Annotated in this window: 20 protein-coding genes; 18 read left to right on the forward strand and 2 right to left on the reverse strand. The window is 36.0% G+C overall.

Features of this window, described 5'->3' with window-relative positions; all coding sequences use genetic code 11:
• The first annotated feature begins 48 nt into the window (after positions 1-48).
• The 14 genes from AC4GZ8_RS10565 to AC4GZ8_RS10630 all read left to right on the forward strand — a co-directional run bounded on the left by AC4GZ8_RS10565 (position 49) and on the right by AC4GZ8_RS10630 (position 18,895).
• The gene (locus tag AC4GZ8_RS10565; protein WP_491081813.1) at positions 49-963 is read left to right on the forward strand and encodes a phosphatidate cytidylyltransferase; all 915 of its coding nucleotides are present in this window, start codon (positions 49-51) and stop codon (positions 961-963) included.
• A 257-nt stretch (positions 964-1,220) separates the two neighbouring features.
• The gene (locus AC4GZ8_RS10570) at positions 1,221-2,537 is read left to right on the forward strand and encodes an alpha-L-fucosidase (RefSeq protein ID WP_491081814.1); all 1,317 of its coding nucleotides are present in this window, start codon (positions 1,221-1,223) and stop codon (positions 2,535-2,537) included.
• Positions 2,538-3,361: 824 nt separating this feature from the next.
• Entirely contained in the window at positions 3,362-3,640 is a 279-nt protein-coding gene (locus tag AC4GZ8_RS10575) for a YesL family protein (RefSeq protein WP_491081815.1), read from the forward strand.
• 498 nt (positions 3,641-4,138) lie between these two features.
• Complete coding sequence (locus AC4GZ8_RS10580; protein WP_491081816.1) at positions 4,139-6,403, forward strand: helix-turn-helix domain-containing protein; 2,265 nt, start codon at positions 4,139-4,141, stop codon at positions 6,401-6,403.
• A 428-nt stretch (positions 6,404-6,831) separates the two neighbouring features.
• Positions 6,832-7,788, forward strand: a complete 957-nt coding sequence (locus AC4GZ8_RS10585; protein WP_491081915.1) for an ABC transporter permease — start codon at positions 6,832-6,834, stop codon at positions 7,786-7,788.
• 15 nt (positions 7,789-7,803) lie between these two features.
• Positions 7,804-8,745 carry a carbohydrate ABC transporter permease gene (locus AC4GZ8_RS10590; RefSeq protein WP_491081817.1) on the forward strand — a complete coding sequence of 314 codons (942 nt, stop codon included), beginning with the start codon at positions 7,804-7,806 and terminating at the stop codon, positions 8,743-8,745.
• A complete protein-coding gene (locus AC4GZ8_RS10595) occupies positions 8,742-10,331 on the forward strand; it encodes an extracellular solute-binding protein (protein ID WP_491081818.1) in 1,590 nt (529 codons plus the stop codon). Before AC4GZ8_RS10590 ends, AC4GZ8_RS10595 begins: the two co-directional genes overlap by 4 nt.
• A gap of 178 nt (positions 10,332-10,509) precedes the next feature.
• Complete coding sequence (locus AC4GZ8_RS10600) at positions 10,510-10,803, forward strand: hypothetical protein (protein WP_491081819.1); 294 nt, start codon at positions 10,510-10,512, stop codon at positions 10,801-10,803.
• Between the two features lie 353 nt (positions 10,804-11,156).
• Complete coding sequence (locus AC4GZ8_RS10605) at positions 11,157-12,194, forward strand: family 20 glycosylhydrolase (RefSeq protein ID WP_491081820.1); 1,038 nt, start codon at positions 11,157-11,159, stop codon at positions 12,192-12,194.
• A gap of 33 nt (positions 12,195-12,227) precedes the next feature.
• Positions 12,228-13,100: a sugar phosphate isomerase/epimerase family protein gene (locus AC4GZ8_RS10610; RefSeq protein WP_491081821.1), complete on the forward strand. Its 873-nt coding sequence runs from the start codon at positions 12,228-12,230 to the stop codon at positions 13,098-13,100.
• Between the two features lie 65 nt (positions 13,101-13,165).
• Positions 13,166-14,542 (forward strand): alpha-L-fucosidase, encoded by a 1,377-nt coding sequence (locus AC4GZ8_RS10615; RefSeq protein WP_491081822.1) that lies wholly within the window; start codon positions 13,166-13,168, stop codon positions 14,540-14,542.
• A gap of 338 nt (positions 14,543-14,880) precedes the next feature.
• A complete protein-coding gene (locus tag AC4GZ8_RS10620) occupies positions 14,881-15,945 on the forward strand; it encodes a Gfo/Idh/MocA family protein (RefSeq protein WP_491081823.1) in 1,065 nt (354 codons plus the stop codon).
• 238 nt (positions 15,946-16,183) lie between these two features.
• The gene (locus AC4GZ8_RS10625) at positions 16,184-17,056 is read left to right on the forward strand and encodes a LysR family transcriptional regulator (RefSeq protein WP_491081824.1); all 873 of its coding nucleotides are present in this window, start codon (positions 16,184-16,186) and stop codon (positions 17,054-17,056) included.
• Positions 17,057-17,971: 915 nt separating this feature from the next.
• The gene (locus AC4GZ8_RS10630) at positions 17,972-18,895 is read left to right on the forward strand and encodes an AEC family transporter (protein WP_491081825.1); all 924 of its coding nucleotides are present in this window, start codon (positions 17,972-17,974) and stop codon (positions 18,893-18,895) included.
• Positions 18,896-18,978: 83 nt separating this feature from the next.
• Here AC4GZ8_RS10630 and AC4GZ8_RS10635 read toward each other — a convergent pair whose 3' ends face one another.
• Positions 18,979-19,299 (reverse strand): hypothetical protein, encoded by a 321-nt coding sequence (locus tag AC4GZ8_RS10635; RefSeq protein ID WP_491081826.1) that lies wholly within the window; start codon positions 19,297-19,299, stop codon positions 18,979-18,981.
• A 308-nt stretch (positions 19,300-19,607) separates the two neighbouring features.
• Here AC4GZ8_RS10635 and AC4GZ8_RS10640 point away from each other — a divergent pair, with 308 nt between their 5' ends.
• A complete protein-coding gene (locus AC4GZ8_RS10640; RefSeq protein WP_491081827.1) occupies positions 19,608-21,104 on the forward strand; it encodes a coproporphyrinogen III oxidase in 1,497 nt (498 codons plus the stop codon).
• A 470-nt stretch (positions 21,105-21,574) separates the two neighbouring features.
• Complete coding sequence (locus AC4GZ8_RS10645; RefSeq protein WP_491081828.1) at positions 21,575-22,351, forward strand: enoyl-CoA hydratase; 777 nt, start codon at positions 21,575-21,577, stop codon at positions 22,349-22,351.
• A 66-nt stretch (positions 22,352-22,417) separates the two neighbouring features.
• Here AC4GZ8_RS10645 and AC4GZ8_RS10650 read toward each other — a convergent pair whose 3' ends face one another.
• Complete coding sequence (locus tag AC4GZ8_RS10650) at positions 22,418-22,603, reverse strand: YhzD family protein (protein ID WP_491081829.1); 186 nt, start codon at positions 22,601-22,603, stop codon at positions 22,418-22,420.
• A gap of 122 nt (positions 22,604-22,725) precedes the next feature.
• On the opposite strand from AC4GZ8_RS10650, the gene AC4GZ8_RS10655 reads away from it, so the two are divergent.
• Both AC4GZ8_RS10655 and AC4GZ8_RS10660 read left to right on the forward strand, forming a co-directional pair.
• Positions 22,726-23,625 carry an ABC transporter ATP-binding protein gene (locus AC4GZ8_RS10655; protein ID WP_491081830.1) on the forward strand — a complete coding sequence of 300 codons (900 nt, stop codon included), beginning with the start codon at positions 22,726-22,728 and terminating at the stop codon, positions 23,623-23,625.
• Positions 23,618-24,871 carry an ABC transporter permease gene (locus AC4GZ8_RS10660; RefSeq protein WP_491081831.1) on the forward strand — a complete coding sequence of 418 codons (1,254 nt, stop codon included), beginning with the start codon at positions 23,618-23,620 and terminating at the stop codon, positions 24,869-24,871. The genes AC4GZ8_RS10655 and AC4GZ8_RS10660 overlap by 8 nt, the downstream gene beginning before the upstream one ends.
• Positions 24,872-24,923 lie beyond the last annotated feature (52 nt).

Raw genomic sequence — 24,923 nt, forward strand, 5'->3', positions numbered from 1 at the left:
ATTCTATCCTTAATTATACAATAGAAATAGATATTTGGAGGAGTAAAGGTGATATCAACCCTTTGGACATTGGCAATAATCTTTTTTGTATTAAGTTGTGTACATCTTGTTGTTATTTTTATGAATAAAAAAGAACCTGAAAAAGACTTTGCGGCTGTTTTCATGCGTGTCAAAACATGGTGGGGAATGTTTGCTGTCTTTTGTATGGCAACTCTATTTAACCCAATTGTTTCACTATTCTCCTTAATGGTTCTATGCTTTTTTGCTTTAAAGGAATATTTTTCAATGATGAAAACGAGAAAAGCGGATCGAAGGTTATTTCTTTGGTCATATTTAGCCATTCCTCTCCAGTTTTATTGGATACTTATTGAATGGTACGGTATGTTTATTGTCTTTATTCCAGTTTATGTGTTCTTATTTTTACCGCTACCCCGATTATTAGGTAAGGGGACAAGCGGCTTTCTCCGTTCAGTTAGTTCCACTCAATGGGGGCTAATGCTGATGGTGTTCGGGCTTAGTCACTTAGCTTATTATCAATTTGCCACACCTGAATATGGAGCAAATCTTGTCCTATTTCTTGTTGTTTTAACACAGCTCAATGACATTGTTCATTATTTCATTTCTATTTATCTGGGGAAAAGAAAGGTCGTTCCTTCAGCAAATCCAACCATTACATGGGAGGGGTATATAGGGGCTACAATGATCACCACAATCGCAGCTTATTTCATTGCTCCGCATTTAACACCATTGAACAGTACATTTGCAATCGCATCAGGTATATTAATAAGTCTAAGTGGATTCTTTGGGAGCTTGACGATTTCAGTTTTAAGAAGAGATTTATTAATAGGAGACCAAAAGAAACTAAAAACGTTACATAAAAGCTATTTAACCCGTGTTGATAGCTTAACCTATACATCGCCTGTGTTTTTTCATGTGATTCGATATTTCTTTGATTTTATGTAAGATATTTATGCTTATTAATTTGCGGCTTTTTTGCCTTAAGTTGACCAAGGTACTTGCGCTTTTGTTCTTGTTCACTAAATTCAACTTTATTTTTGGGAAGGGATTTAAGCGATAATAATGCAAATTGAACACTATTGTAAAGGTTTACATATCGGTGTTAAATCTACATATTTACGGTTTCTATTAGCAGCAGATATGATTGGAAGGCGATATATAAGGTTTTTCGTTTGGATAAAATTTATATTGGAGGTTAAAAAATGAGTACAGCTACAAATAAGAAAAGATATGCTAATTGGCCTGCACAATATGGTCATCCGGAATGGTTTCTTCATGACCGTTTCGGTTTATTTATTCATTTTGGGCTTTATTCATCAGCAGCACGCCATGAATGGGTGATGACACACGAGAAAACACATCCGGATACATACCGAAAGTATTTTGACTACTTTAAACCAGACTTATTAAATGCTAAGGAATGGGCTCGTGCCGCTAAACAAGCAGGTATGAAATATTTTGTTATTACGACTAAGCATCATGAAGGCTTTGCATTATGGGATACAAGGCTAAGTGAATATAAAGTGACAAATACACCGATAAAACGAGATTTATTGCGAGAAATAATTGATGCTTTCCGTGAAGAGGGGTTAAAAGTAGGTCTGTATCATTCGTTAATTGACTGGTATCATCCGGATTTTACTCTTGATGGGTTACACCCACAACGAGATGATGAAGAGTTCAAAAATGAAAATACCGATCGTGATATGGATAAGTATTTGGAATTTATGCACGGTCAAGTTCAGGAGTTATTAACGGGTTACGGAAAAATCCATTATATTTGGTTCGACTTTTCTTATCCTCATCGTGATTGGGGCTGGTCTAAGGGGAAAGGGGCTGATGATTGGCAGTCTGAGAAGCTGGAAAAGATGGTGTTAGGTCTTCAACCTGAAATTCTCATTAATGACCGCCTCGATTTAAATCGTGGTGTCATAACTCCTGAACAGTACCAGCCAAAAGAACCTATTGAGGAGGATGGTCTTCCGGTAATTTGGGAAGCATGCCAGACAATGAATGGTACATGGGGTTATCATCGTGATAATCTGGATTGGAAATCTACTGATATGCTGCTGAAAATGTTAATTGATACGGTCTCAAAAAATGGGAATTTACTTATGAATGTAGGACCTAACGGACGCGGGGAGTTTGATAGACGTTCAACCCTGCGGTTACAAGAAATTGGTGAATGGATGAAATTGCACTCGCGTTCGATATATGGTGCAAAACATAGTAAATACAAAGCTCCCAATGACTGTCGCTATACGCAAAATAGCAATCGTTTGTATCTTCATATTTTTTCATGGCCATTCCGCCATATTCATTTAGAAGGATTAGCAGGGAAAGTAAAATATGCTCAGCTTCTTAATGATGCATCAGAGGTTAATTTTAGAGAATTTGATCCCGAAGAAGTCATTACAAGTACAGAAACAAAAATTGATATTCATTCAGTTGTATTAGAGCTTCCGGTGCAAAAACCAGATGTGCTTGTACCAGTAGTTGAGCTTTTTTTAGAGGATTAAATAATAATTTTTTAACAGATAAGAAAGTATAAAATTTTTACTTAGTGTAGGTGTCTAGCTCCAGCGCCTATCGCCTATCAAACTTCAGATCATCTCCCTACGAAAAGTCAACATCGGTTCGCTTCGCTTCGCCTACCGTGTTTCCTAAATCTTTAGTCGATGCTCTTCCAATTTGTACGGCGATGACCGAGGCGCTTGCGCTTTTCTTAGTTTAATTGAATGGCAGCAGGGTAGTCAATGTATTATAAATGCCAGTACAAAACCTATTACACCTGATTATATTTCAACGAAAAATGGGTAGGAATTAGTTATGAGTAACTCGTTATTTTCTATGATTCTAGTTTTCCAATAGATGGCCAATGGCTTTTGGGAAAGGGAACGTGTACAAACGTCCTACCATCAACCATTAAATATTCATTAGGCTTTGCATGTCAATTCGGAACCGATGTACAGTGAGAAGGATTACTCGTTTCAATTTATCTTTTTTTAACGTGCGATAAAAAAACGACTGTCGGAAGTCTCGCTTCATATGCTGACAATAAGTACCATAAGAGACAATTCTATGTTATAATAAGAGCATATAAAGGGAAAAAACTATCTGGTGTTATTGACCATTTTGTCTAAATAAAGCTTCAAAAAGTTATGTTAGCGTTAGAGTAAAGAAATCGACAAATTTGTCGGCTTCTTTTACCTGATTTGCCTTTTTACTTATAAAGCAATATTTTGTAAGCGTTTTCCTAAAGGGGGGGTGCTCAATTGACATCTTTACTTTAAATGGCCTATTGAAATAGGGGTATGATACAGGGAATTGGTTTGTTAAAGTAATGTATCTTCATTTTCTAGGGGTAGTCTTTACATTGCTGGGCTTGGGAGTTTTCGGAATATCGCCAGCAACTGCTGCACTATTCTCAGTTATACATAAGTGGTTTGAGGAATATTTTGACATTCAGATATTTAAGAATTTATTTTCTGTATATAAAATCCATTTTTTTGAAACGAATAGTTTAGGAATTATTTTGATAAGTATAGGGATGTTTTTATATGTAGATATGAACATTTCACAAAAATATATCGAATTTTTTATGTTCATCAGTTTTTATTAATCACCGTTTTCCTGTATTTGTACGTTATGAACTCAAGTTTTTCTTGTATTTTAAACAATCGTTTTTTGTTGAAAGGTAAGAAAGTATAAAAGTTTGTACTTAGTTATAGTGTCTAGCTCCAGGCGCCATCGGCGAAGCACAGGACGTGCAAATGCAGTCAATGCGACAGGACGTCGCGTCTTTGACCGCCTCTAGGGTCTAATCAAATAGGAATTGAAGGTAAAAAGCACCTTCTATTCCTATTCGCCTTATGCTTGTCGCCGAATGCTTAGCGCCTTGCGCTTTTCTTACTCTAGCTCGTCCAGCTAGAAACAATTGCGATGATCATTTGTCTCTCTCTATTATTTTATCTGTTTCGTTTTCTACCTATTCTTCTCTTATTTGCGGGATCTTCCGTTATTGCTTATCCGCTTGCTGGTTTGCATTTCGAGCGTGTGTTCATATAGAGGAAAAGAGATTGTACTAAATTTATTATCCCAGAGACTAGGGGGAAATGTGTTGCGTAATAGGATTAAATCTCGACTATTATATAAATATATCGTCTCCTATCTACTTGTTTTTCTTGTTCCTTTTCTTATCATGAGCACTATTATTTATTATCATTCTGTATTAAGCCTGCGTCAGGAAATTGAACAATCAAACATAAATAAATTACAACAAGTAGAAAATATAACAAACGAACGCATAAAAGAATTAGCAACATTAGCAGCAAGAATTTCATATGATCCTAGGCTGACGCCGTATATGATAAGTCATGGATATTACAGTAGAGAAGCTAATGAAGAATTAAAAAAATATAAAGCAAACAGTTCCATTATTGAAGAACTATTTGTCTATTATCATAATGATGAGAAAATATATTCTACCAGCGGTTCATATTCAATAGACGCTTTAATGCAAAAAAAATATCGGTTTGGTGAATGGAAAAAAGAGGATCTTATCCATGATTTGCATACGGAAATACCATTTATTAAGGCTGTTAACAATGTAGTAATTAATAATGGAAACAATGAAAAATCCGAAAATATGATTGCTTATTTATTTCCAATAGCTCCTAACAATCCAAATCCTTATGGTACAGTTATGTATTTTATAGAGGAATCGACGATGACAGATCTGATTCAAAACATATTAGGTGAATCTGTAGGTAATGTATATATTTTTAATGAAAATAATCAGGTTATTGCCTCTTCTATAAATGATGAATCAGTTGATGCAGGACAATTAAACACTCTTTCTATTGATCATTACGGGGTTGATAATGTTGAGTTAAATGGAAAAGAATATTCATTTGTGTCAGTTAAATCGGAGTTAAGTGGCTGGAAATTTATAACGGTAATGGATGCCGATCAGTTTTTTAAAAGACTAGATAATACGACGATATTAATATTTGCCATGTTAATTGTCCTTTTAATTGTTGGCTTTGTATTAGCTGTATTTCTTGGGAAAAATCAATATCGGCCAATTCAAAAAATATTTGAAATAACCAACAGGAATGGAAAGAAACCTGCTGATCTGGAAGGCGGGAATGAATTAGAGACCATTCGCAAGACGATTACACATGTATTTGAAGATCATCAGATTTTGAATGAAACGATGTATATGCAAAAACCTTTTGCTAGGGATCAATTTTTAGTAAAACTATTAAAAGGTGATATAAGTGAAGGAGAAGATATAAATTCATTGCTGCATTCATTAAATATTCAAATGAAGGATGGTCGCTGTTTTGTGGCGATTGTCTATTTTGAAAAAGGAACATTTATAGAGGATAATTTAGAAGAAAGGGAGAAGATTTTTAAGATCTTATCGAATGTTTCACTGGATAACGCCATAGCTCATGGTATTGATTTGTTTTACAATGATGCAATAGCATTAATTGTAAGTGTGGATCATATAACGAAAGATGTTAACAAAGAACGCCAAAAGCTTGTTTTACAGATTCAGCAGTATATTCAGAAAAATTGCCTTTTTGAGCCTATTATTGGGGTAGGCGGACTTTACGATGAAAAAAACCGCATAAACCGATCTTTTATCGAAGCACTAACAACGTTGGAATATAAATTTGTAAAGCCGCAAGGAAGTATCATCTTTTTTGAGGAAATTGTTATACAACCTGAACAATCACTTGGATATCCAAAAGAAGAGCAAATGAAGCTTGTTCAAAGCTTAAAACAAGGGGACCAGATTGTTGCTGGTGAAACATTGCGCAACATGTTTACAAATCTGGCAGAAAAAGATTTGTCTATCCAGGTATTAAAATGTATTTGCTTTGATATTATTAATGTTATAGTGAAAACAACCTCTGAAATAGGAATGAATAAATATATACAGGATATTAATAGCATTGTAGATTTTCATTCAATTGAACAATTGCACAAACAGCTCGAAAAGTTAGTTTTAACAATATGTAAAGAGGTTGAGGATAAGAAAGAAAGTCATAATGATAAACTGAAAAATGAAATATTGGATTATATTAGAGAAAACTATAATAAGTATGAACTATCTTTGGAAAGTTTAGCCATTAAATTTCAACTATCTGTATCTTATGTTAGCCGCTTTATAAAAGGACAAACGGGTGTTACATTTTCGCAATACCTACAAGATCTTCGTATGGAAGATGTAAAGAGGCAGTTAAAGGAAACTGATAAACCAATTAAAGAAATTGTCGTTCAAGTAGGATATTTAGATGTTGCGAATTTTACCCGGAAGTTTAAGAAACTAGTAGGTGTAACACCTGGACAATATCGTGATTTAAACCAGTAATAGAATCATACTTAGGCCATGATTTTTTATCGATCATGGCCTTTTTTAATTTTGGCTATTTTTATATGTGTTTTTGTTGATAAAAGAAAGATGAGTTTATCGTAGATTAACCATGATCAAAAGCCAAAGGTGGGAGTTTCGCTTTAATGTTCGTTTCCCCCCCTTGAAAACCGCTATATAGCCGTTAAGACACAATTGTAAAGGCTTACATATTAGAGCAAGAATAACATATTGCTAGGCTTGTTAAGTCTATAAATGTAAGCGTTAACATGATCGTTGTTATCGTGTTGACAATGCTTAATAAAACGACATATTGATTACATTACAAAAAAAAAGCTAACATGAGTTTAGTTTCAAAGAAAACAAGAAGGAGGAGGTATTTTATGAGTTCAAGTACGGCAACTTCCCCACTACAACAGGAAGAAGTAATGAATAAAGGTCCTAAAAACCAAAATAAATTGAAGCAAGAAAAGCCTAGAAAATTGAAGAAGAGCAGAAAGATTCTACAAAACTGGCAGCTTTACATATTTGTATTACCAGCATTTCTATACTTTCTTATTTTTCATTATATACCAATGTACGGTGTGCAAATTGCATTTAAAAACTTTATTCCAACCTTAGGAATATGGGGAAGCGAATGGGTAGGATTTGATCATTTTATTCGTTTTTTTGAATCGTATTACTTTTGGGATTTAATAAAAAATACATTAGGAATTAGTATCTACGAATTGCTTGTTGGATTTCCATTACCAATCATTTTAGCGTTAGCATTAAATGAAGTAAAAGACAATTTCTTTAAGCGAACTGTCCAGACGGTAACCTATGCGCCTCATTTTATTTCGGTTGTTGTTATGTCAGGAATGATTATAGCATTTCTATCTCCTGCAACAGGAATAATCAATCATGCTATTCAATTTTTAGGTTTTGAACCAATTGCTTTTTTGAGTGATCCTGCTTGGTTTAAAACGGTATATGTATTATCTGGTGTTTGGCAGAGTACAGGGTGGGGGACTATCATTTATCTCGCTGCTCTTTCAGGAGTAGACCCACAGCATCATGAAGCTGCAATTGTAGATGGTGCAACACGTTTCCAACGTATTTGGTATATAAACATACCGGCTATTGTTCCAACCATGATTATTTTATTAATAATGAACGTAGGAAGTATTATGGCTTTGAGTTTTGAGAAGATTTTACTTTTACAAAATCCACTTAACCTTGAATCTTCGAATGTTATTGCAACCTTTGTGTATCAAGCAGGTTTATTAGACGCACAGTATAGTTTTGCTTCAGCGGTTGGATTATTTAATGCAGTTATTAATGCAATTCTTCTAGTGATTGTTAACAAGATCGCCAAAAAAACAAGTGAAACAAGTTTATGGTAAAAGGAGGCTTAAAATATGAATACATCTATACATGAAACAAAAACTGACAAACTATTTAAGGCGCTTGTGTATGTATTTCTTACCGGAGCGTTAGCAATTGTACTATACCCTCTGATTTATATAATTAGTGCATCCATAAGTAATCCGGCAGCTGTAAACTCGGGGAAAATGTGGTTTTTTCCGGTAGATATTACATTTGAAGGGTACAATCTCATTTTTGAAAATGGCGCGATCTGGCGGGGATATCTCAATACAATTTTTTATACTGCACTGGGTACATTCATTAACTTAGCTGTTACCATCCCCGCAGCATACGCGCTGTCCCGTAAAGATTTTGTTGGTAGAAATCTCCTAATGGGGATGTTTGTCCTGACAATGTTTTTTAGTGGTGGATTAATTCCAACTTATTTAGTGGTAAAGAATTTAGGACTTATAGACACAATTTGGGCAATGGTGCTACCAAATGCCGCTGCAGTATGGAACATCGTTATAGCCCGAGTGTTTTTCCAAACTTCTATCCCAAAAGAACTGGAAGAGGCGGCAATCATAGATGGTGCGTCAAACTTTAAAATGTTTATAAAAATTATTTTACCATTATCAGCACCAATTATAGCTGTTATGGCGTTATTCTATGGTGTTGGCCACTGGAATGGATATTTTAATGCATTAATCTACCTATCTGATAAAGAAATGTTTCCACTTCAACTTGTATTAAGAGAAATACTTGTTTTGCAAGAAATGTCCTCACAGAGTACGAACCTAACAGGAAGTATGGCTGAGGCAATGCATAGTAAGCAGCAACTTGCCGCAATTATTAAATATGGTGTAATGATCGTCTCTACACTTCCCATTATTATTGTCTATCCATTTTTACAACGATATTTTGTTAAAGGTGTGATGATTGGCTCACTTAAAGGGAAGGATCATTTAATAAATAAAAAGGGGATGCAAGGATGAAAAAAATTATTATTCTGCTCTTATCAGCTATTTTGGTACTTACTGCATGCAGTTCAAATGAAAAGGCTAGTATCGAAAAAGAATCTGCGAAAGATGTTGCTGTGAATGAAGAGGGCTTTCCGATTGTAGATGAGGAAATAACATTAACGATGATGGCACCTGGTACTGGCTTGGCAGAATGGAAGGACATGCCAACTTTAAAAGAATATGCAGAGAAGACAAATATTAATTTTGAATATAACACTCCGCCAATGAGTGATTTTCAGACGAAATTAAACTTAGCCTTTGCCAGTGGAGATATAGCGGACGTTATTTATGCAGCAGGTTCATCTAATTTGACTGCCGGTATGGAAGTCGATTATGGGAAACAAGGAGTATTGATACCTTTAGAAGATTTAATTGACGAACATGCTCCAAATATTAAAAAAATATTTGAAGAAAACCCTGAAATTAAAAAGTCTATTACAACAGTTGATGGACATATTTATTCATTACCTGCGATTAATATGCACCCAACATCTAGTTGGTATAGGGGACCAATGTGGTTCAATGGTCAATGGCTAGATGCATTAGGTGTGAAAGAACTACCTAAGACAACTGATGAACTTTATGATTTATTAGTTCGTTTTAAAACAGAAGATCCTAACGGAAATGGAGAAGCAGATGAAATTCCATTAATTGATGTGAAAATGGAAAGCACACGTCCATGGTTACTCGGTGCTTTTGGATTAAAGGAATGGGGCATTGATGAGGTTGACGGAACTGTTAGGTACACTCCAATCACAGAAAACTATAAAGAATACTTAACTTATATGAACAAACTTTATGAAGAAGGATTATTAGATCCAGAAACATTTTCGCAATCAGATGAACAGAAAAAAGCAAAAGGACAAGCAAACCGTCTTGGTTTATTCCCAGATTATTTCTCATTCTTTACTACTGGTGAATCACAAGAAGAATCAATAAACAATCCGATGTTCCATCCGTTAACTAGCTCTGTTTCAGATAAACCATTGTTCCCGCGTAGTCCTGGAATTAGTAGAGGCACATTCTCAATCACGAGCAACAATGATCACCCAGAAGCAACTATTCGATGGGTTGATTATTTCTATTCTAAAGAAGGCCGTGAGTACTTAAATGATGGACCTGAAGGATACCTTTGGGAAAAAGGTGAAAATGGTGAAAGGAAATATTTAGAGGTGCCTGAAGGTTTTAAAAGCAGTGAAGATTATCGTGGAACATTAACTCCTGCATACGGAATCACTGCACCAACTGTAACGGCTAGAATAGAAGGTGTAGAATTATCAGAATTTGATAAATTTATTGAAGCTGAAACGAAAGCAAAAATTGATCCATATGCAGAAGTTCCAATTCCACTTATGTATTTAACAAATGAAGAACAAGCTATAGTTAATACCATTGAAGTGGATTTACAGTCCTATGTAGAACAGATGGAAGCAAAATTTATCACAGGTGTTGAACCGTTATCTAACTGGGATAAATACGTTAAAACAATTGAAGATATGAATATTGAAAAATATATTCAAGTTTACCAAGATGCTTACGATCGTTGGAAAGACAGTTAATTTGTTAACTAAATATTTGATAGTATAACAAGTTCATATACTTTGAAAAGATGGATCGTATAAACTATTTAAACTAGGTATACGATTCATCACTTTATCGTGTATGAAAGAGAAAAAGGATAATGAGCAATGAAGACGTATGATGTTTTACACAGGTAGCTTATATGGGGGAACGCATATGGAAAAGAAAATAAATAGTAATGATCCCATACACGAAAGAATTAAAAGCTTAATAAACCGAATGAATTTGAAAGAAAAAGTAGGTCAATTAAATCAAAAAATGTATGGATGGGATGCCTACAAAAAAATAGATAATGGCTATGAATTAACAAGTGCTTTCAAAGAACAAGTAGCAAAATTTGATGGTATGGGTGCTTTATATGGTTTGTTTAGAGCTGATCCTTGGTCAAATGTTAATTTCTCAAGTGGTATTAATGTAGAAGATAGTGCAGTTGTAACTAATACTATATAAAAGAAAATACAAGATTAGGTATACCTGTGCTATTTTCTGATGAATGTCCTCATGGACATCAAGCTTTGGATAGCACTATATTTCCACCACATATTGGATCAGGTGCCTCTTGAAATCTACAGCTGCAGCAAAAGGTTTCAAACCATGTAGCAAATGAGTTACATGGTAGGGGAGGACACCTAGATCAGTTATGCCTTTTAGATGATACACCAACAACTAAAAATACTTTTTCTAGTATCGGAAATAGCAAGGAGGTTGAAACGAATCTAGAGATGGCTTTGTGAAAGGTAGTCCTTTATGTAGTAAAGAATCTGCACTAAAATTAATAGTGGTTTAATGGGGAGTGTACACAAATGAAAGAAACAGAACCTATACGCGCATTTCATTTAAGGCTCGGATCACATGACTTGGTAGATTCATTTAAAGAATTTATCGAGAAGGTATTGGTTCGAAAAGGAATAAACCATTTATTATTGGAATGTAACACGTCTTTTGTATTTGAGTCACACCCTGAAGTTACTGGCGGAACATTAACAAAGCAGGATGCAAGGGAAATAGCAGCAGTATGTAAACATAATGGAATTCGACTAATTCCATTATTTCAATGTCTTGGGCACCAAGGCTGGGGAGGTGCACCTAATTCAATATTGAAAGCGTATCCAGAATTTGATGAAACACGGCATGTTCCATTGGATGCAGAATGGCCTGAAATTTTCTGCAGAAGTTGGTGTCCGGAGCATCCAGACGTTAATGAACTTGTATTTGAACTAATGGATGAATTGATCGATGCTTTCTGTGCTGACGCATTTCATGTTGGTATGGATGAAGTTTATGAATTGGCTGATGATAATTGTCCTCGTTGCAAAGGAAAGGATAGAGCGGAATTATTTGCGAAGGCTGTTAATGATTTGCACGGGCATTTAGTAAAAGAGCGTGGAGTTCAAATGTTTATGTGGGGAGATCGCTTAAATGACAGTGAAAAGATGGGCTATAACCAATGGGAAGGAGATACATTTGGCACACATAAAGCAATTGATCATATCCCAAAAGATATTGTGATAATGGATTGGCATTATGAAAAGTTGAACTCGTATCCTTCAATTGGAAATTTTATCAAAAAGGGCTTTACCGTCATTCCTGCTTGTTGGTTCAAAACAGGTGCTGCTATGGATTTCTTAAAGGAAAGTAAACGTCAGGCTCAAGAACAAAGGGCAGAAGATAAGGTGCCCGGTATGATTGTGACATCATGGAATGGCTGGGATAAAGAGTCTTTTGAAAGATTGATCAATATGACTTCTAGTGTTTTTAAATGTGATGAAAAACTAGAAGAGCTCGATGAATTATATCGAACATTAGATGTTGTGACAAAAAAGCTATCGAATAAATTGTAAGTCTACTAAATATACAATTAGAGGTGAAGTGAGATGAAAGTAGGATTAAGTACTTATAGTTTGCTTGATGCAATTAATGCCGGAGAAATGGATATCTTAGATGTTATTGAGTGGATTGCTGAAAATGGCGGGGAGCATATGGAAATTGTCCCTTATGGATTTACGTTAGTAGATAACTTGGAACTAGCAGATAAAGTAAGAGAAAAAGCAAAAGAAGTTGGAATTGAACTATCAAACTATTCAATGCCGGCAAATTTTGTCCAGGATACCGTGGAAGAATTTGAAGCAGAGGTTGCACGATTAAAGGAACATGTTAATCTTTTAGACCGTATGGGGATTAAACATATGCGCCATGATGTAACGGCATTTTCATTACCTCAAGAGAAAATGACAATCGAATACTTTGAAAACAGCCTGCCGCAAATCGTTGAAGGCAGTCGCCTGATCGCTGACTATGCAGCAAAATTTGGGATTACAACGACAATTGAAAACCACGGGGTTGCTGTACAACATAGTGATCGTGTTCAACGTGTATTACAAGCAGTAGATAGACCTAACTTTAAAACAACTTTAGATGTAGGGAACTTCATGTGTGTCGATGAAAACTCGATTATAGGTGTGAAGAAAAACTTACCATATGCATCGCTTGTTCATTTTAAGGATTTTTATTTCCGCCCTTACTATCAAGATCCAGGTGCAGGAAAATGGTTCAAAACGTCTAACGGTAACTTTTTAAGGGGTGCCATTGTTGGACATGGCGATATCGAAATTAGAGAGATTATTAAACTGATTAAAGATTTCGGTTATGACGGGTATATCACATTGGAATTTGAAGGAATGGAAGAATGCAGAGAAGCTTGTAAAATCGGAATGGATAATCTAAGACGTTTCTGGGAGGAAGCTTAAGTATAAAAAAAGGAACTTGCTGGGCCCTTAGATAATCTTTTGATAATTTTGAAAGGGATGGAAAAATGACTGCAGAATCGAAAGAAAAGGAAGTAAATCATGGTGTCCATAACTATAGTGGAGAAGAAAAATGGTTTAAACCGAAAGACCCGGTTATATTGGAACGTCTGGAATGGTTCAAAGACCAAAAACTAGCCTTGATGATGCACTGGGGTCCTTATTCTCAGCTTGGCGTTGTAGAATCGTGGGCTTTAAGTGACAAAGATGCTGATTGGTCTCGTACGGATATTGACTGGGAAGAAGACGCAGAGGAATTTAAGCGACAATATTTCAATCTAAATAAAACGTTTAACCCTGTTCGATTTCAACCAGAAGTTTGGGCTGAGTTAGCCGCAGAAGGCGGTTTTAAATATTTGATTTTCACGACAAAACACCATGATGGATTTAGTATGTGGGATACGAAAGAGACAAATTATCGGATTACCTCCTCAGAATGTCCATTCCACAGTCATAAGTATGCTGATATATGCAAGCATGTTTTTGAAGCTTTTCGTGAAAAGGGCTTGAGTATTGCAGCGTATTTTTCTAAGGCAGATTGGCATACACCTTACTATTGGGCTCCTGGCATGGCTCGGGGCAGGGACATGTGGCGCGGACCATCTTATGACCCAGATGAATATCCATGGTTGTGGGAAAAGTTTGTGGACTTTACTCATAATCAAATTATGGAACTAATGTCCAAATATGGCCGAATTGACGTGTTGTGGTTAGATGCAGGATGGGTTGGTAAAGGAAAACAGGACATCCGCCTTAGGGAAGTGGTGGAAAGAGCCCGTGAAATACAGCCCTGGTTAATTACAGCTGACCGTACAATAGGAGGAGAGTTTGAAAACTACATTACCCCTGAACAGACCATTCCTGACGGTCCGATGAGTGTGCCATGGGAAAGCTGTATTACAATAGGGACCTCTTTTTCCTTTAAATATGAGGATAAGTATAAGTCTACACGGGAAATTGTACACATATTGATCGAAATCGTTTCTAAAGGCGGGAATCTTGCTCTAAATGTCCCGCCGCAACCAGATGGACGGTTACCTGAGGGAGCAATCAAAAGAATGAAAGAGCTTGGGGCTTGGTTGAAAGTTTACGGTGAAGCGATCTATGGCACACGCCTTTGTGCACCCTATTTCAAAGACCGTTTCGCTTTTACAAGAAAGGGAGAAACAGCTTACTGTTTCCGATTATATCAAAGTGAGGATGAACGTTATAAGGATGAATATGTTTTTATTCCTTATACAGAAAAGGTTCGTCGGATAGAGATGCTGGGCAGTGAAGAAAAACTTGAATTTAGCCAAACAGAAGAGGGAATATCTGTAAGAATGCCAAAAGTAGACAAAAAGGATGAAAATGCTCCAATCGCTCATGTGTTTAAGTTCATATAATCAATCATTGTTCAATTAAGGCCAAGTGGCTTAGTGATAGGTGAAAACATTCATACAATGTGGGCATGATCGTGAAGAGAGGTGTAAATCGGAACGGGAAAATTCAGCAGCATCTTGGTCAGAGGACATGGATGAGGGCTTAGTCAATGATTTTATAACATGTGTAAAGTCAGGAAGAAAACCGTCAATAAACCGGAAATGACGGTCTTAGAACTTTGGAAGTTGTGAAAGCTGCCTATCAATCTAACGAAATAAAAGAAACTGTTTTTGTAAAACGGAATCAGAAATAGCTAGTTTTTAGGTGAGAGATTTAACTAGTTAAAAAGGAGCAATAAAAAATGGGGAAAATAAAAATAGCTGTTATTGGAGCAGGCTCTATTTCTGAAATGCATTTTGAATCATATAAAAATAATAATGATGTTGAAATTTATGCTGTTTGTGATCTTAATGAACAAAGAGCACAAGAAAAAGCACAGAAATATGGCGCCCAAAAATATTATAAAAACTACGAGGACTTACTAGCGGATTCAAAGGTTGATGCTGTCAGTATTTGTACGTGGAATAACTCACATGCAGAAATTTCAATTGCTGCACTAAATGCTGGTAAGCATGTTTTAGTTGAAAAACCATTATGTAAAACAGTTGAAGAAGCATACGAGATAGAAAAAGCTGTAAAGAAAAATAAAGATAAGATACTTCAGGTTGGTTTTGTTCGCCGTTTTGGTACAAATACTCAAGTATTAAAGAGTTTTATTGATTCAGGTGACCTTGGTGAAATTTATTATGCAAAAGCATCTTGTATCAGACCTTTAGGTAATCCTGGGGGCTGGTTTGCAGATAAGGAAAGATCAGGTGGTGGACCTTTAATCGATTTAGGAGTCCACATTATTGATCTGTGCTGGTATTTAATGGGGAAGCCGAAAGTGAAATCAATCAGTGGAAACACGTACAACAAGCTAGGTAACCGCTCAAATATTAATAACAAATCATTCTACAAAGCTGCAGATTATGATCCTGACAAGAATACAGTTGAGGACTTAGCCAATGCCATTATCCGTTTTGAAAATGGTGCTTCTTTAATGGTCGATGTCAGTTTCACGCTTCATGCAAAGGGAGAATCTATCGCTGTTAGTGTGTATGGTGACAAAGGTGGAGCAGAAATCGAACCTCAGCTTCAAATTGTAACAGAAAAAAATAATACGATTTTAAATTGTACACCACAAATTGATTCCTTATCATTTGATTTTAAAAAAGGATTCCAAAATGAAATTGATCATTTTGTATCTTGTGTTAAAGGTGATTCGGAAACAATCAGCCCTGTTCAAGACGGTGTAGAAATAATGAAAATATTGGTTGGGATATATGAATCAAGTGAAAAAGGAACAGAGATGCACTTTGATTAACAGGTGAAAGTGGATAACTTCCTTTAAGGGTCAGGCCCCATAGGGTCAGACCCTTTTGTGTTATTAGGTAATGCTTTTTGATATCTAAGCTGATACAACCTTCAAATAAAAGTTAATTTTAAGAAAATTGTGCTAGAATAAACGAAAACAGATGATGGAGAGAGAATGTTTACAGGGTTAGGCTTGATATTTCCACAGTAATTAGGAAATTATACAATTGGATTTTATGGAGGAACTTATGGATGAACGTGATTGGCTAATTCTAAAACTTCTTTATGAGAAAAAGAACATTACGAAAACAGCACAAAGTTTATATATTTCACAGCCATCATTAACGAAGAGGATTCAACAGATAGAAAAAGAATTCGATCTAGCTATCATTAATCGGGGGGCAAAAGGTGTTCAATTTACACCACAGGGTGAATACTTAGTGAAATGTGCAGATGAAATGATTGCTCGTCTTCGCGAAATCAAAGAAACAGTGAGAAATATGAATCATGAGGTAAGCGGAACCTTACGATTAGGGGTTTCGAATTATATAACGAGACATAAGCTGCCAGGATTATTAAAACTTTTTCGTGAACAGTTTCCAAAAGTGAAATATAAAGTTGTAACAGGTTGGAGTCGGGATATATTTAACCTTGTTTATAATCATGATGTTCATATTGGTATTGTTCGGGGAGATTATCAATGGGCAGATTCAAAGCAACTTCTGTTTGAAGAAAATATTTGTGTCACCGCAAGTGAAGAGATTGAGCTTAAGGACTTACCATTATTACCGAGAATTCAATATGAGACAGATACAACATTAAAGGCAGTCATCGATAATTGGTGGGCTGGGACATTTTCTTTACCTCCCTTAATTGAGATGGAAGTGGATAAAGCAGATACGTGCAAAGAAATGGTTTTAAACGGTCTAGGGTATGGGATTCTTCCTAGTGTACTTGTTGAAGATCAACCAGATCTTTGTCGTATAAAGATAAAAAATGGTAAAGGTGAACCGATTGTAAGAAAAACATGGATGTTTTATCACAATCAATCTCTTGAGATGAAGGTAGTGAAAGAGTTTGTTGAATTTGTTGGGAAATTGGATTTTAAAAATGATATTTGATGCAAGGCAATTTTTGCAAACATTCATAAGTAGTGGTAAGGTAATTTCCGCTCCAGGATGCTCGCTTTCCGCGGGGCGGGCGGTGAGCTTCCTCTGATTTCCGAAGGGATGTGGTCATCATCGCCTAAATGAAGACCATTTCCCCTGATTTTCCGAAGAGATTTGGTCATCATCACCTAAATGAAGACCACTTTCTTTGATTTTCAAAAGAGATTTGGTCATCATCGCCTAAATGAAGACCATTTCCCCTGATTTTCCGAAGAGATTTGGTCATCATCACCTAAATGAAGACCACTTTTTTTGATTTTCAAAAGCGATTTGGTCATCATCGCCTAAATGAAGACCATTTCCCCTGATTTTCCGAAGAGATTTGGTCATCATCACCTAAATGAAGACCACTTTCTTCGTTTTCCAAAAGCGATTTGGTCTTTATAGGCCTTATAAAGAAAACTCACCATATGCGGTGAGTTTTTACATTTTAAAATACCAATTGCTCTGTCTAAACTTTTGTCATTTATTTCGGCTTTAAATTTCATAAAAGCACCTCAAAACGGAACCCTTTAGGAATTTCCCAGTGTTTTTTTAATTGCAGGGAAACTATAAAATGCATTGATTCTGGATAAGCGCTTCAGCATCCAGATCCGAAGCACAGGATAAGCAAGTTCAGTTACAGCGACAGGACGTCGTCGCGTAAGTAACTGCCTCTAGGGTCTAGTCAATTTAAAGTTGAAGGCAAAGAACGCCTTCAATTCTAAATTGGCTTATTTGCCCTAGGCTGAACAAGGCGCTACGCCTTGTTCTTTCCATTATTCATTTTTTGAATATTTCTCGATAGAATATTTGTATTTTTATTAATTTGTTATCGTTACTATAATTAATTTGTAAATTGGGGGAATCAAATGGGGGATTTATGATATGGATGTTTTTTTTCTTATTATATTGAATGTTATTTTGCCTGTTTTTTTACTAATTGGAATCGGTGCATTTCTCCATCGAAAATTCAATTTTGATATGGGAACATTATCAAAATTGAATTCATATTTACTTTTACCAGCAGTAGGTTTTGCCAATGTTTATCAAAGTGAAATGGGCGGGAGTACACTCCTGCTCATTCTTAGCTTTCTAGTGTTGCAAAATCTTTGTCTAATGGCGATAAGTACAGGGATATCAAAGCAGTTTAAATTTGAGAGGGGCTTATCCTCTACCTTTAAAAACAGTGTTGTATTAAGTAACTCTGGGAATTTTGGGTTACCTGTAAGCCAACTTGTTTTTCAGCATAACCCTTTAGGATTATCCATTCAAGTTGTTGTCATGATCTTTCAAAATCTTCTTACTTACACCTATGGGTTATTTAATTCTGTATCGGTTAGTAGCAGAGGGATTAAAGCGATGAAGGTTTTTTTGAAAAACCCTGTATTATATGCTTTTTTGTTAGGGTTAATTCTTCAAGCTGCATCTATAAGCATTCCTGATTTTCTCTGGACTCCAATCGAAAGTATTTCAAATGCATTTTTAGCGATAGCACTTCTTACACTTGGAGCCCAAAGTGCATTTTTAAAGATATACCGGTTCTCTACTCCATTGATACTAAGTCTTTTTGGCAGACTTGTTTTATCTCCCTGTATTGCATTCATGGTGATTATCATTTTAAATTTAGAAGGTACAACGGCACAGGCATTGTTCATTGCAAGTTCATTTCCTACTTCAAGAAACAGTTCCCTTTTTGCCTTGGAATATGGAAATCATCCTGAATATGCTGCACAAGCCGTATTAATGTCCACTTTATGCAGTATGGTTACTGTTACCACTGTTGTATATCTATCAAAGATCATATTTTGATAACTTGATTGTTCATTTCTTAGATCAATAATGAAAATTTTTATTTCAAAGCAAAATGCATAAGGGGGGTATCCTTATGCATTTTACTGTTTGTACCGCAAATAATGATAATTTTCTGTTGGAGCTCTCTCGATGACATTTCCCTGCTCGTCCTTATATACCTCATACTCCTGGTAAACTTCAATCGAATATCCATCTTCTTGATACATATCAACGAGCCGGTTCTCTAATTCAGGTATTCCTTTTATTTCTTCTTCCTCAGCTGTGGTTGCTGACGTTGTTTCCTCCTCAGGGAAAGGGAAAGTGGAAACCGATTGTTCTTTTTCAGCAAATTTAGGAGAATCAAAGTAACCTATTATTGCGATTGCGGCTACAACAAATATAAAAGGAGCAAATTTTTTCAACGAATACTGCCTCCTATTCTAAACCTTGTCTTATTTCTACTATTATTCTATGAGCTTGCTATTAGAAAATATTATGATTATTTTTGAACTTTTAGCGCGCCGGTGAGACTCAAGCAGGCATTGGCATCGAGGAGACTCACCGCCTCACGGAAAGCGAGCATCCTGTAGCGGAAATCAACCATCCAAAAACTTGTTTAGTCGAAACAATGTGACTTTAGAACGTTCATATCAAAGTTAACATTGACCAATGAAGCTCTTTTTTTGTACACTTAAATAAGTTTTCACAAAAAAAATTAAGGTGATTATTCATGAGAATTTATATAAAGGGTATTGAAGATGAACGTTTCCATCGTCCACTCACATTAATCGGTAACTTGTTTTTTGAAGAAACAGAGCTCTGCTTTACAGAAGGTGATCATTCTTTAGAAGCAGAGTTTTTTATTGAAGAAACGAGTGAAAAGGTCTTTATGAAAGGTACTTTGCTCTCAGAAGATGGGAAGCAATTTACTGCAAGTAAAGAAAGGGAAATTCCGTCACATCTTGAAGGCAAGGAAAGATTAAGGCAAGTAAAAAATACGCTTTCCTATGTCTACTTAACATTGCTTCAAGACTACACTGGCATGATTCAGAAGTGGGGAATTTTGACAGGTATTCGTCCGACAAAGCTTTATCATAAAAAGAGACAAGAAGGTATGGACACGTCTGAGATTCATAAAATGTTCAGAGAAGAGTATTTATTATCTGAAGAGAAAATTAATCTGATGCAGCAAATTGTCGAGCGTCAACTTGAGGTTGTACCAGATCTTGACACTCTAGCTAATGAAGTAAGTATTTATATTGGCATCCCGTTTTGTCCGACTAAATGTGCTTACTGTACATTCCCTGCCTATGCTATCAACGGAAGGCAAGGTTCTGTTACATCATTTTTAGGTGGACTTCACTATGAGATGAGAGCGATTGGTCAGTGGTTAAAAGACAATAATATCAAGATTACAACTGTTTATTATGGTGGAGGAACTCCAACAAGCATCACCGCAGAAGAGATGGATATGCTTTACGAAGAGATGGTCGAATCATTCCCTGATGTGAAGAATATTCGTGAAATCACGGTTGAAGCTGGCAGACCTGATACGATCACTGAAGAAAAGCTTAAAGTGTTGAATAAATGGAAGATCGATCGAATTAGTATTAATCCGCAATCATATACACAGGCAACACTAAAAGCGATTGGCCGTCATCATACAGTAGAAGAGACGATTGAGAAATTTCATTTAGCAAGGCGTATGGGTATGAATAATATTAATATGGATTTGATTATTGGGTTACCTGGTGAAGGAGTTGAGGAATTTGATTATTCCCTTTCAGAATCAGCAAAACTTATGCCCGAATCATTGACTGTTCATACTCTATCATTCAAACGTGCTTCAGAAATGACGCAAAACAAGCATAAATATAAGGTAGCGAGCCGTGAAGAAATTACAACAATGATGGATCATGCTGTTTCATGGACAAAGGAACACGGCTATGCCCCTTATTATTTATACCGTCAAAAAAATATCTTAGGAAATTTAGAAAATGTGGGCTATGCGCTTAAAGGTCAAGATAGCATTTATAACATCATGATTATGGAAGAGCAGCAGACCATTATCGGAATTGGATGCGGAGCAGCAAGTAAATTTGTTCACCCGACAACAAGAAAAATTACGCATTTTGCCAATCCAAAGGATCCGAAATCATATAATGATGGATTTGAGCATTATACAACTGAAAAAATTAAGATATTAGAGGAATTATTTTCTAAATAATAGATGAAGCGGTAGGGATTTTACTTGGTAAAGTTTCTGCTGCTTTTTTTTCGATCCGCTCTATATATTAGATTTTTGCTTTTTATCGGATTCTATGAACAAAAATTGAGTAGGGTGATTGAAGTGGAAGATGCAAGACTCCTGTTTAGAAATGCGGAAGCGCCTGTTTAGTCCCTACAAGCATAAGACGCTCTTGAATAGTAGACGTTCTTTTGTCTTCAATTCAAGAGTGGCTAGACCCTAGAGGGGCTGGGCGCTGGAGCAAGACAAGGGGGCCGCGTGAAGGTAAGAAGACCCCGTTGGCCTCAGCGTACGCCCCCACGGAAAGCGAGTGTCCTGGTGCTGCAATCAACCATGCATGATACTTATTGCTTAAGCAACGAAGTATGCGAAATAGCATTGAAAAAAGCAGGATATCCTACACGTCTTTTAGAATTAATATATTGAAATAAAAATAAGGGGTGGGAGAAATGGCTTACGATACACTTGAATTGGTCAAACAGGAGAATGCGGCGACACTATATTTAAACAGAGTGAAATCCTTAAATGCAATGGATGTACAAATGTTAAATGAACTTTCAGAATGTCTGAATGAAATAAAGAAGTCTGATATTAATCTCTTATTTATTACAGGGAGGGGCCAAGCTTTTTGTGCAGGCGGTGACCTCAAGACAATGTTATCGACTAAGGGTGAAGATGGTTTTGATGATGTTATGGATAAGATTAAAAATATTATTGTCACACTATACACAATGCCGGCTGTTACAGTGAGTTTAATCAATGGAGCTGCTGCAGGCTTAGGTCTTAGCTTTGCATTGGCATGTGATCAAGTTATAGCGGAAAAGAACGCAAAAGTTGCTATGAATTTTATCAACATAGGTCTTGTTCCAGATGGCGGAGGTCATTTCTTCTTAAAGAAACGCTTAGGTGAGCATCAAGCAAAACAGGTGATTTGGGAAGGGAAATCAATCGCAAGTGACGATGCACTGAAACTCGGAATGATCGATAGGATCTATGAAGGAGATGCAGAGGAACAGATTGAATTAATGAAAAGGAAATTGGAAGCAAGACCATTAAAGGCCATGATAGCATCCAAAGTACTTTTTAGCTCTCAAGAAAAACATGAACTAGCCCAAACGTTAGAACTTGAAACAAAAAGTCAGCTTGAAATGAGACGAACGGAAGATCACCGTGAAGGGGTAGCGGCATTTTTAGAAAAGCGTGTGCCGCAGTTTACAGGTAAGTAAAGGTTATTTCGGCTAAAGGGCAGTCTCAATAAGAGGCTGCCTTTTTTTAGTATCATTTAAGGTTACTTATCTAGCGAATAATACAAGCTTCCCTGATGATGATGTACAACGATGAGTTTTATTTGTATAGTTTTTTTCTTCTAATTTTTTCAATCCAATTTCCTTTGCCTCTTTTTCACTTTGGGCTTCAAAGCTTTCATCTAATAGCTTTTCCCCATTTTTTTCGAAAACTGTTAAGTGGTATATTCCCATTCGCCATTCCTCCCTTGTTGTAGATCCATACTTTCATAGTATTCTTATTTTTGTAGAGTTTTCCTGCATAAAGATGAAACCTTCTTTTTCCATATTCGTAGTACATATGGAGGAGGGAAAATATGAGTTTAACAATTGATCATGTGACAAAGCGGTTTGGTTCGTATCTTGCTGTTGATCAGCTTTCAATAACAATACCGGAAAATGAGATTTTTGGTTTCCTTGGAGCTAATGGGGCAGGGAAAACGACAACATTTCGAATGATCCTAGGGTTATTAAACCCTACTGACGGTACGATTACATGGAATGGAAATAACATTTCGTATGAAGAAAGTGACAAGATTGGTTATTTACCAGAGGAACGAGGCCTTTACCCTAAACTCAAGGTAAAGGATCAACTTATGTATTTAGGTAGATTAAAAGGAATGACCAAGCAGCAAGTGTTAAAAGAAATGAACAGTTGGCTGCAACGATTTAATGTTACAGAGTATGCTAATAAAAAGGTTGAAGAGCTTTCAAAAGGAAATCAGCAAAAAATACAATTTATCGCAGCGGTTTTACATAAACCAAAGCTTTTAATCTTGGATGAACCATTTAGCGGGTTGGATCCAATTAATGTCGAGCTTTTGAAAAAGGCTGTGATTGACTTGAAAGAAGCAGGTACTTCAATTGTTTTTGCGAGTCATCGGATGGAGCATGTGGAAGAGCTTTGTCAGCATCTATGTATAATGCATAAAGGAAAACCGGTTGTTCACGGGTCATTACGTGAGATCAAGAGCTCATTTGGTAAGAAAAACCTCTATATTCATGGTGATTTTGATATGAGTTTTCTAGAGAAAATACCAGGGGTACTAAGAAGTAAGCAACTATCCGAAGGTGTAGAATTGCAAATTGAAAACGAAGAGGTAGCGAACGTAATTTTTCATGAGCTTCAACACAAAGGTTTTGTCCGAAAGTTTGCGCTTGAGGAACCATCATTAAATGATATTTTCATAGAAAAAGTAGGTGCTTCATATGAATAAATTTTGGATCATGGTTGCTCATACTTATCTGAACAAACTTAAAACGAAATCATTTATTATTACAACATTACTGACAGCACTTATTCTGTATGGGCTATCTAATATCACAACCATCATTGAATGGTTTGATGATGGTGAACAAACAAAAGTATTTGCCGTAATTGATGAGCCAGAAGGATATTATGACCTGTTCGAAACAAATTTAGCTGCTTCAGGTTTTCCGCTTTCAGTTGAAAATTCAGACAAGAACGAGGAAGAGTTAGAGAATCGTGTGTTATCTGGAGAGTTAGATGGAATCATTGTTTTATCAAATGATGCTAATCAACTTCCAGAAGCTACAGTAAAAACGAGCTCTATAACTGATAGTCAGATTTTCACACAGGTGGAACAAGTATTACAGCAAACAAAACTTGAAATAGGAAGAGAAAAGCTTGGGCTGCAAACAAATGAATTAGACCAATTGTTCACACCAGTAGAAGTGAAAAAAGTAGCCTTAGAGGATAATGCGAAAACTGAAGAAGAATTGAATCAAGCAAGAGGCTTAGTGTACATTCTCCTATTTGTTATTTATTTCTCTGTTATCTTTTATGCAAGCATGATTGCAACAGAGGTCGCAACAGAAAAGTCATCAAGAGTGATGGAGATTTTAATTTCCAGTGTATCACCGGTTAAGCAGATGTTTGCAAAGTTGCTTGGAATAGGGCTATTAAGCATTACACAGATGCTCATTATTTTAATAGTCGGCTATGCTTCCATTCAGGCAAAAATGGAGGATCTAACGGCAATGACTGGTGGAATGTTTGGTTTTTCAAATATTCCGATCTCAACATTTATTTATGCTGGTATTTACTTTTTATTAGGGTATTTTCTTTTTGCGACACTTGCAGCTTTCTTAGGATCACTTGTTAGCCGAACGGAAGATGTCCAACAATTAATATCACCAATGATCTTCTTAATTGTAGGTGCTTTTATGATTGCGATGTTTGGATTAACGAATCCTGACACAACATTTATTACTGTAAGTTCTTATATTCCGTTTTTTACACCGATGATTATGTTCCTTCGTGTGGGTATGCTAAGTATTCCGTTTTGGGAAATTGCTTTGTCAATCGCTCTGCTTCTTGGAACGATCATCCTATTAGCAGTTTTTGGAGCAAGAGTTTACAAAGGCGGCGTCCTGATTTATGGTAAATCTTCATCCTTTAAAGATTTAAAAAAAGCGCTAATGTTATCAAAAGATAAGTAAGTAAGAAGAGAATGGCTTAAAGTTTATATTAAGCTATTCTCTTTTTATTTTC

Source organism: Metabacillus sp. RB-C-LZQ-3-1, from assembly GCF_058315175.1.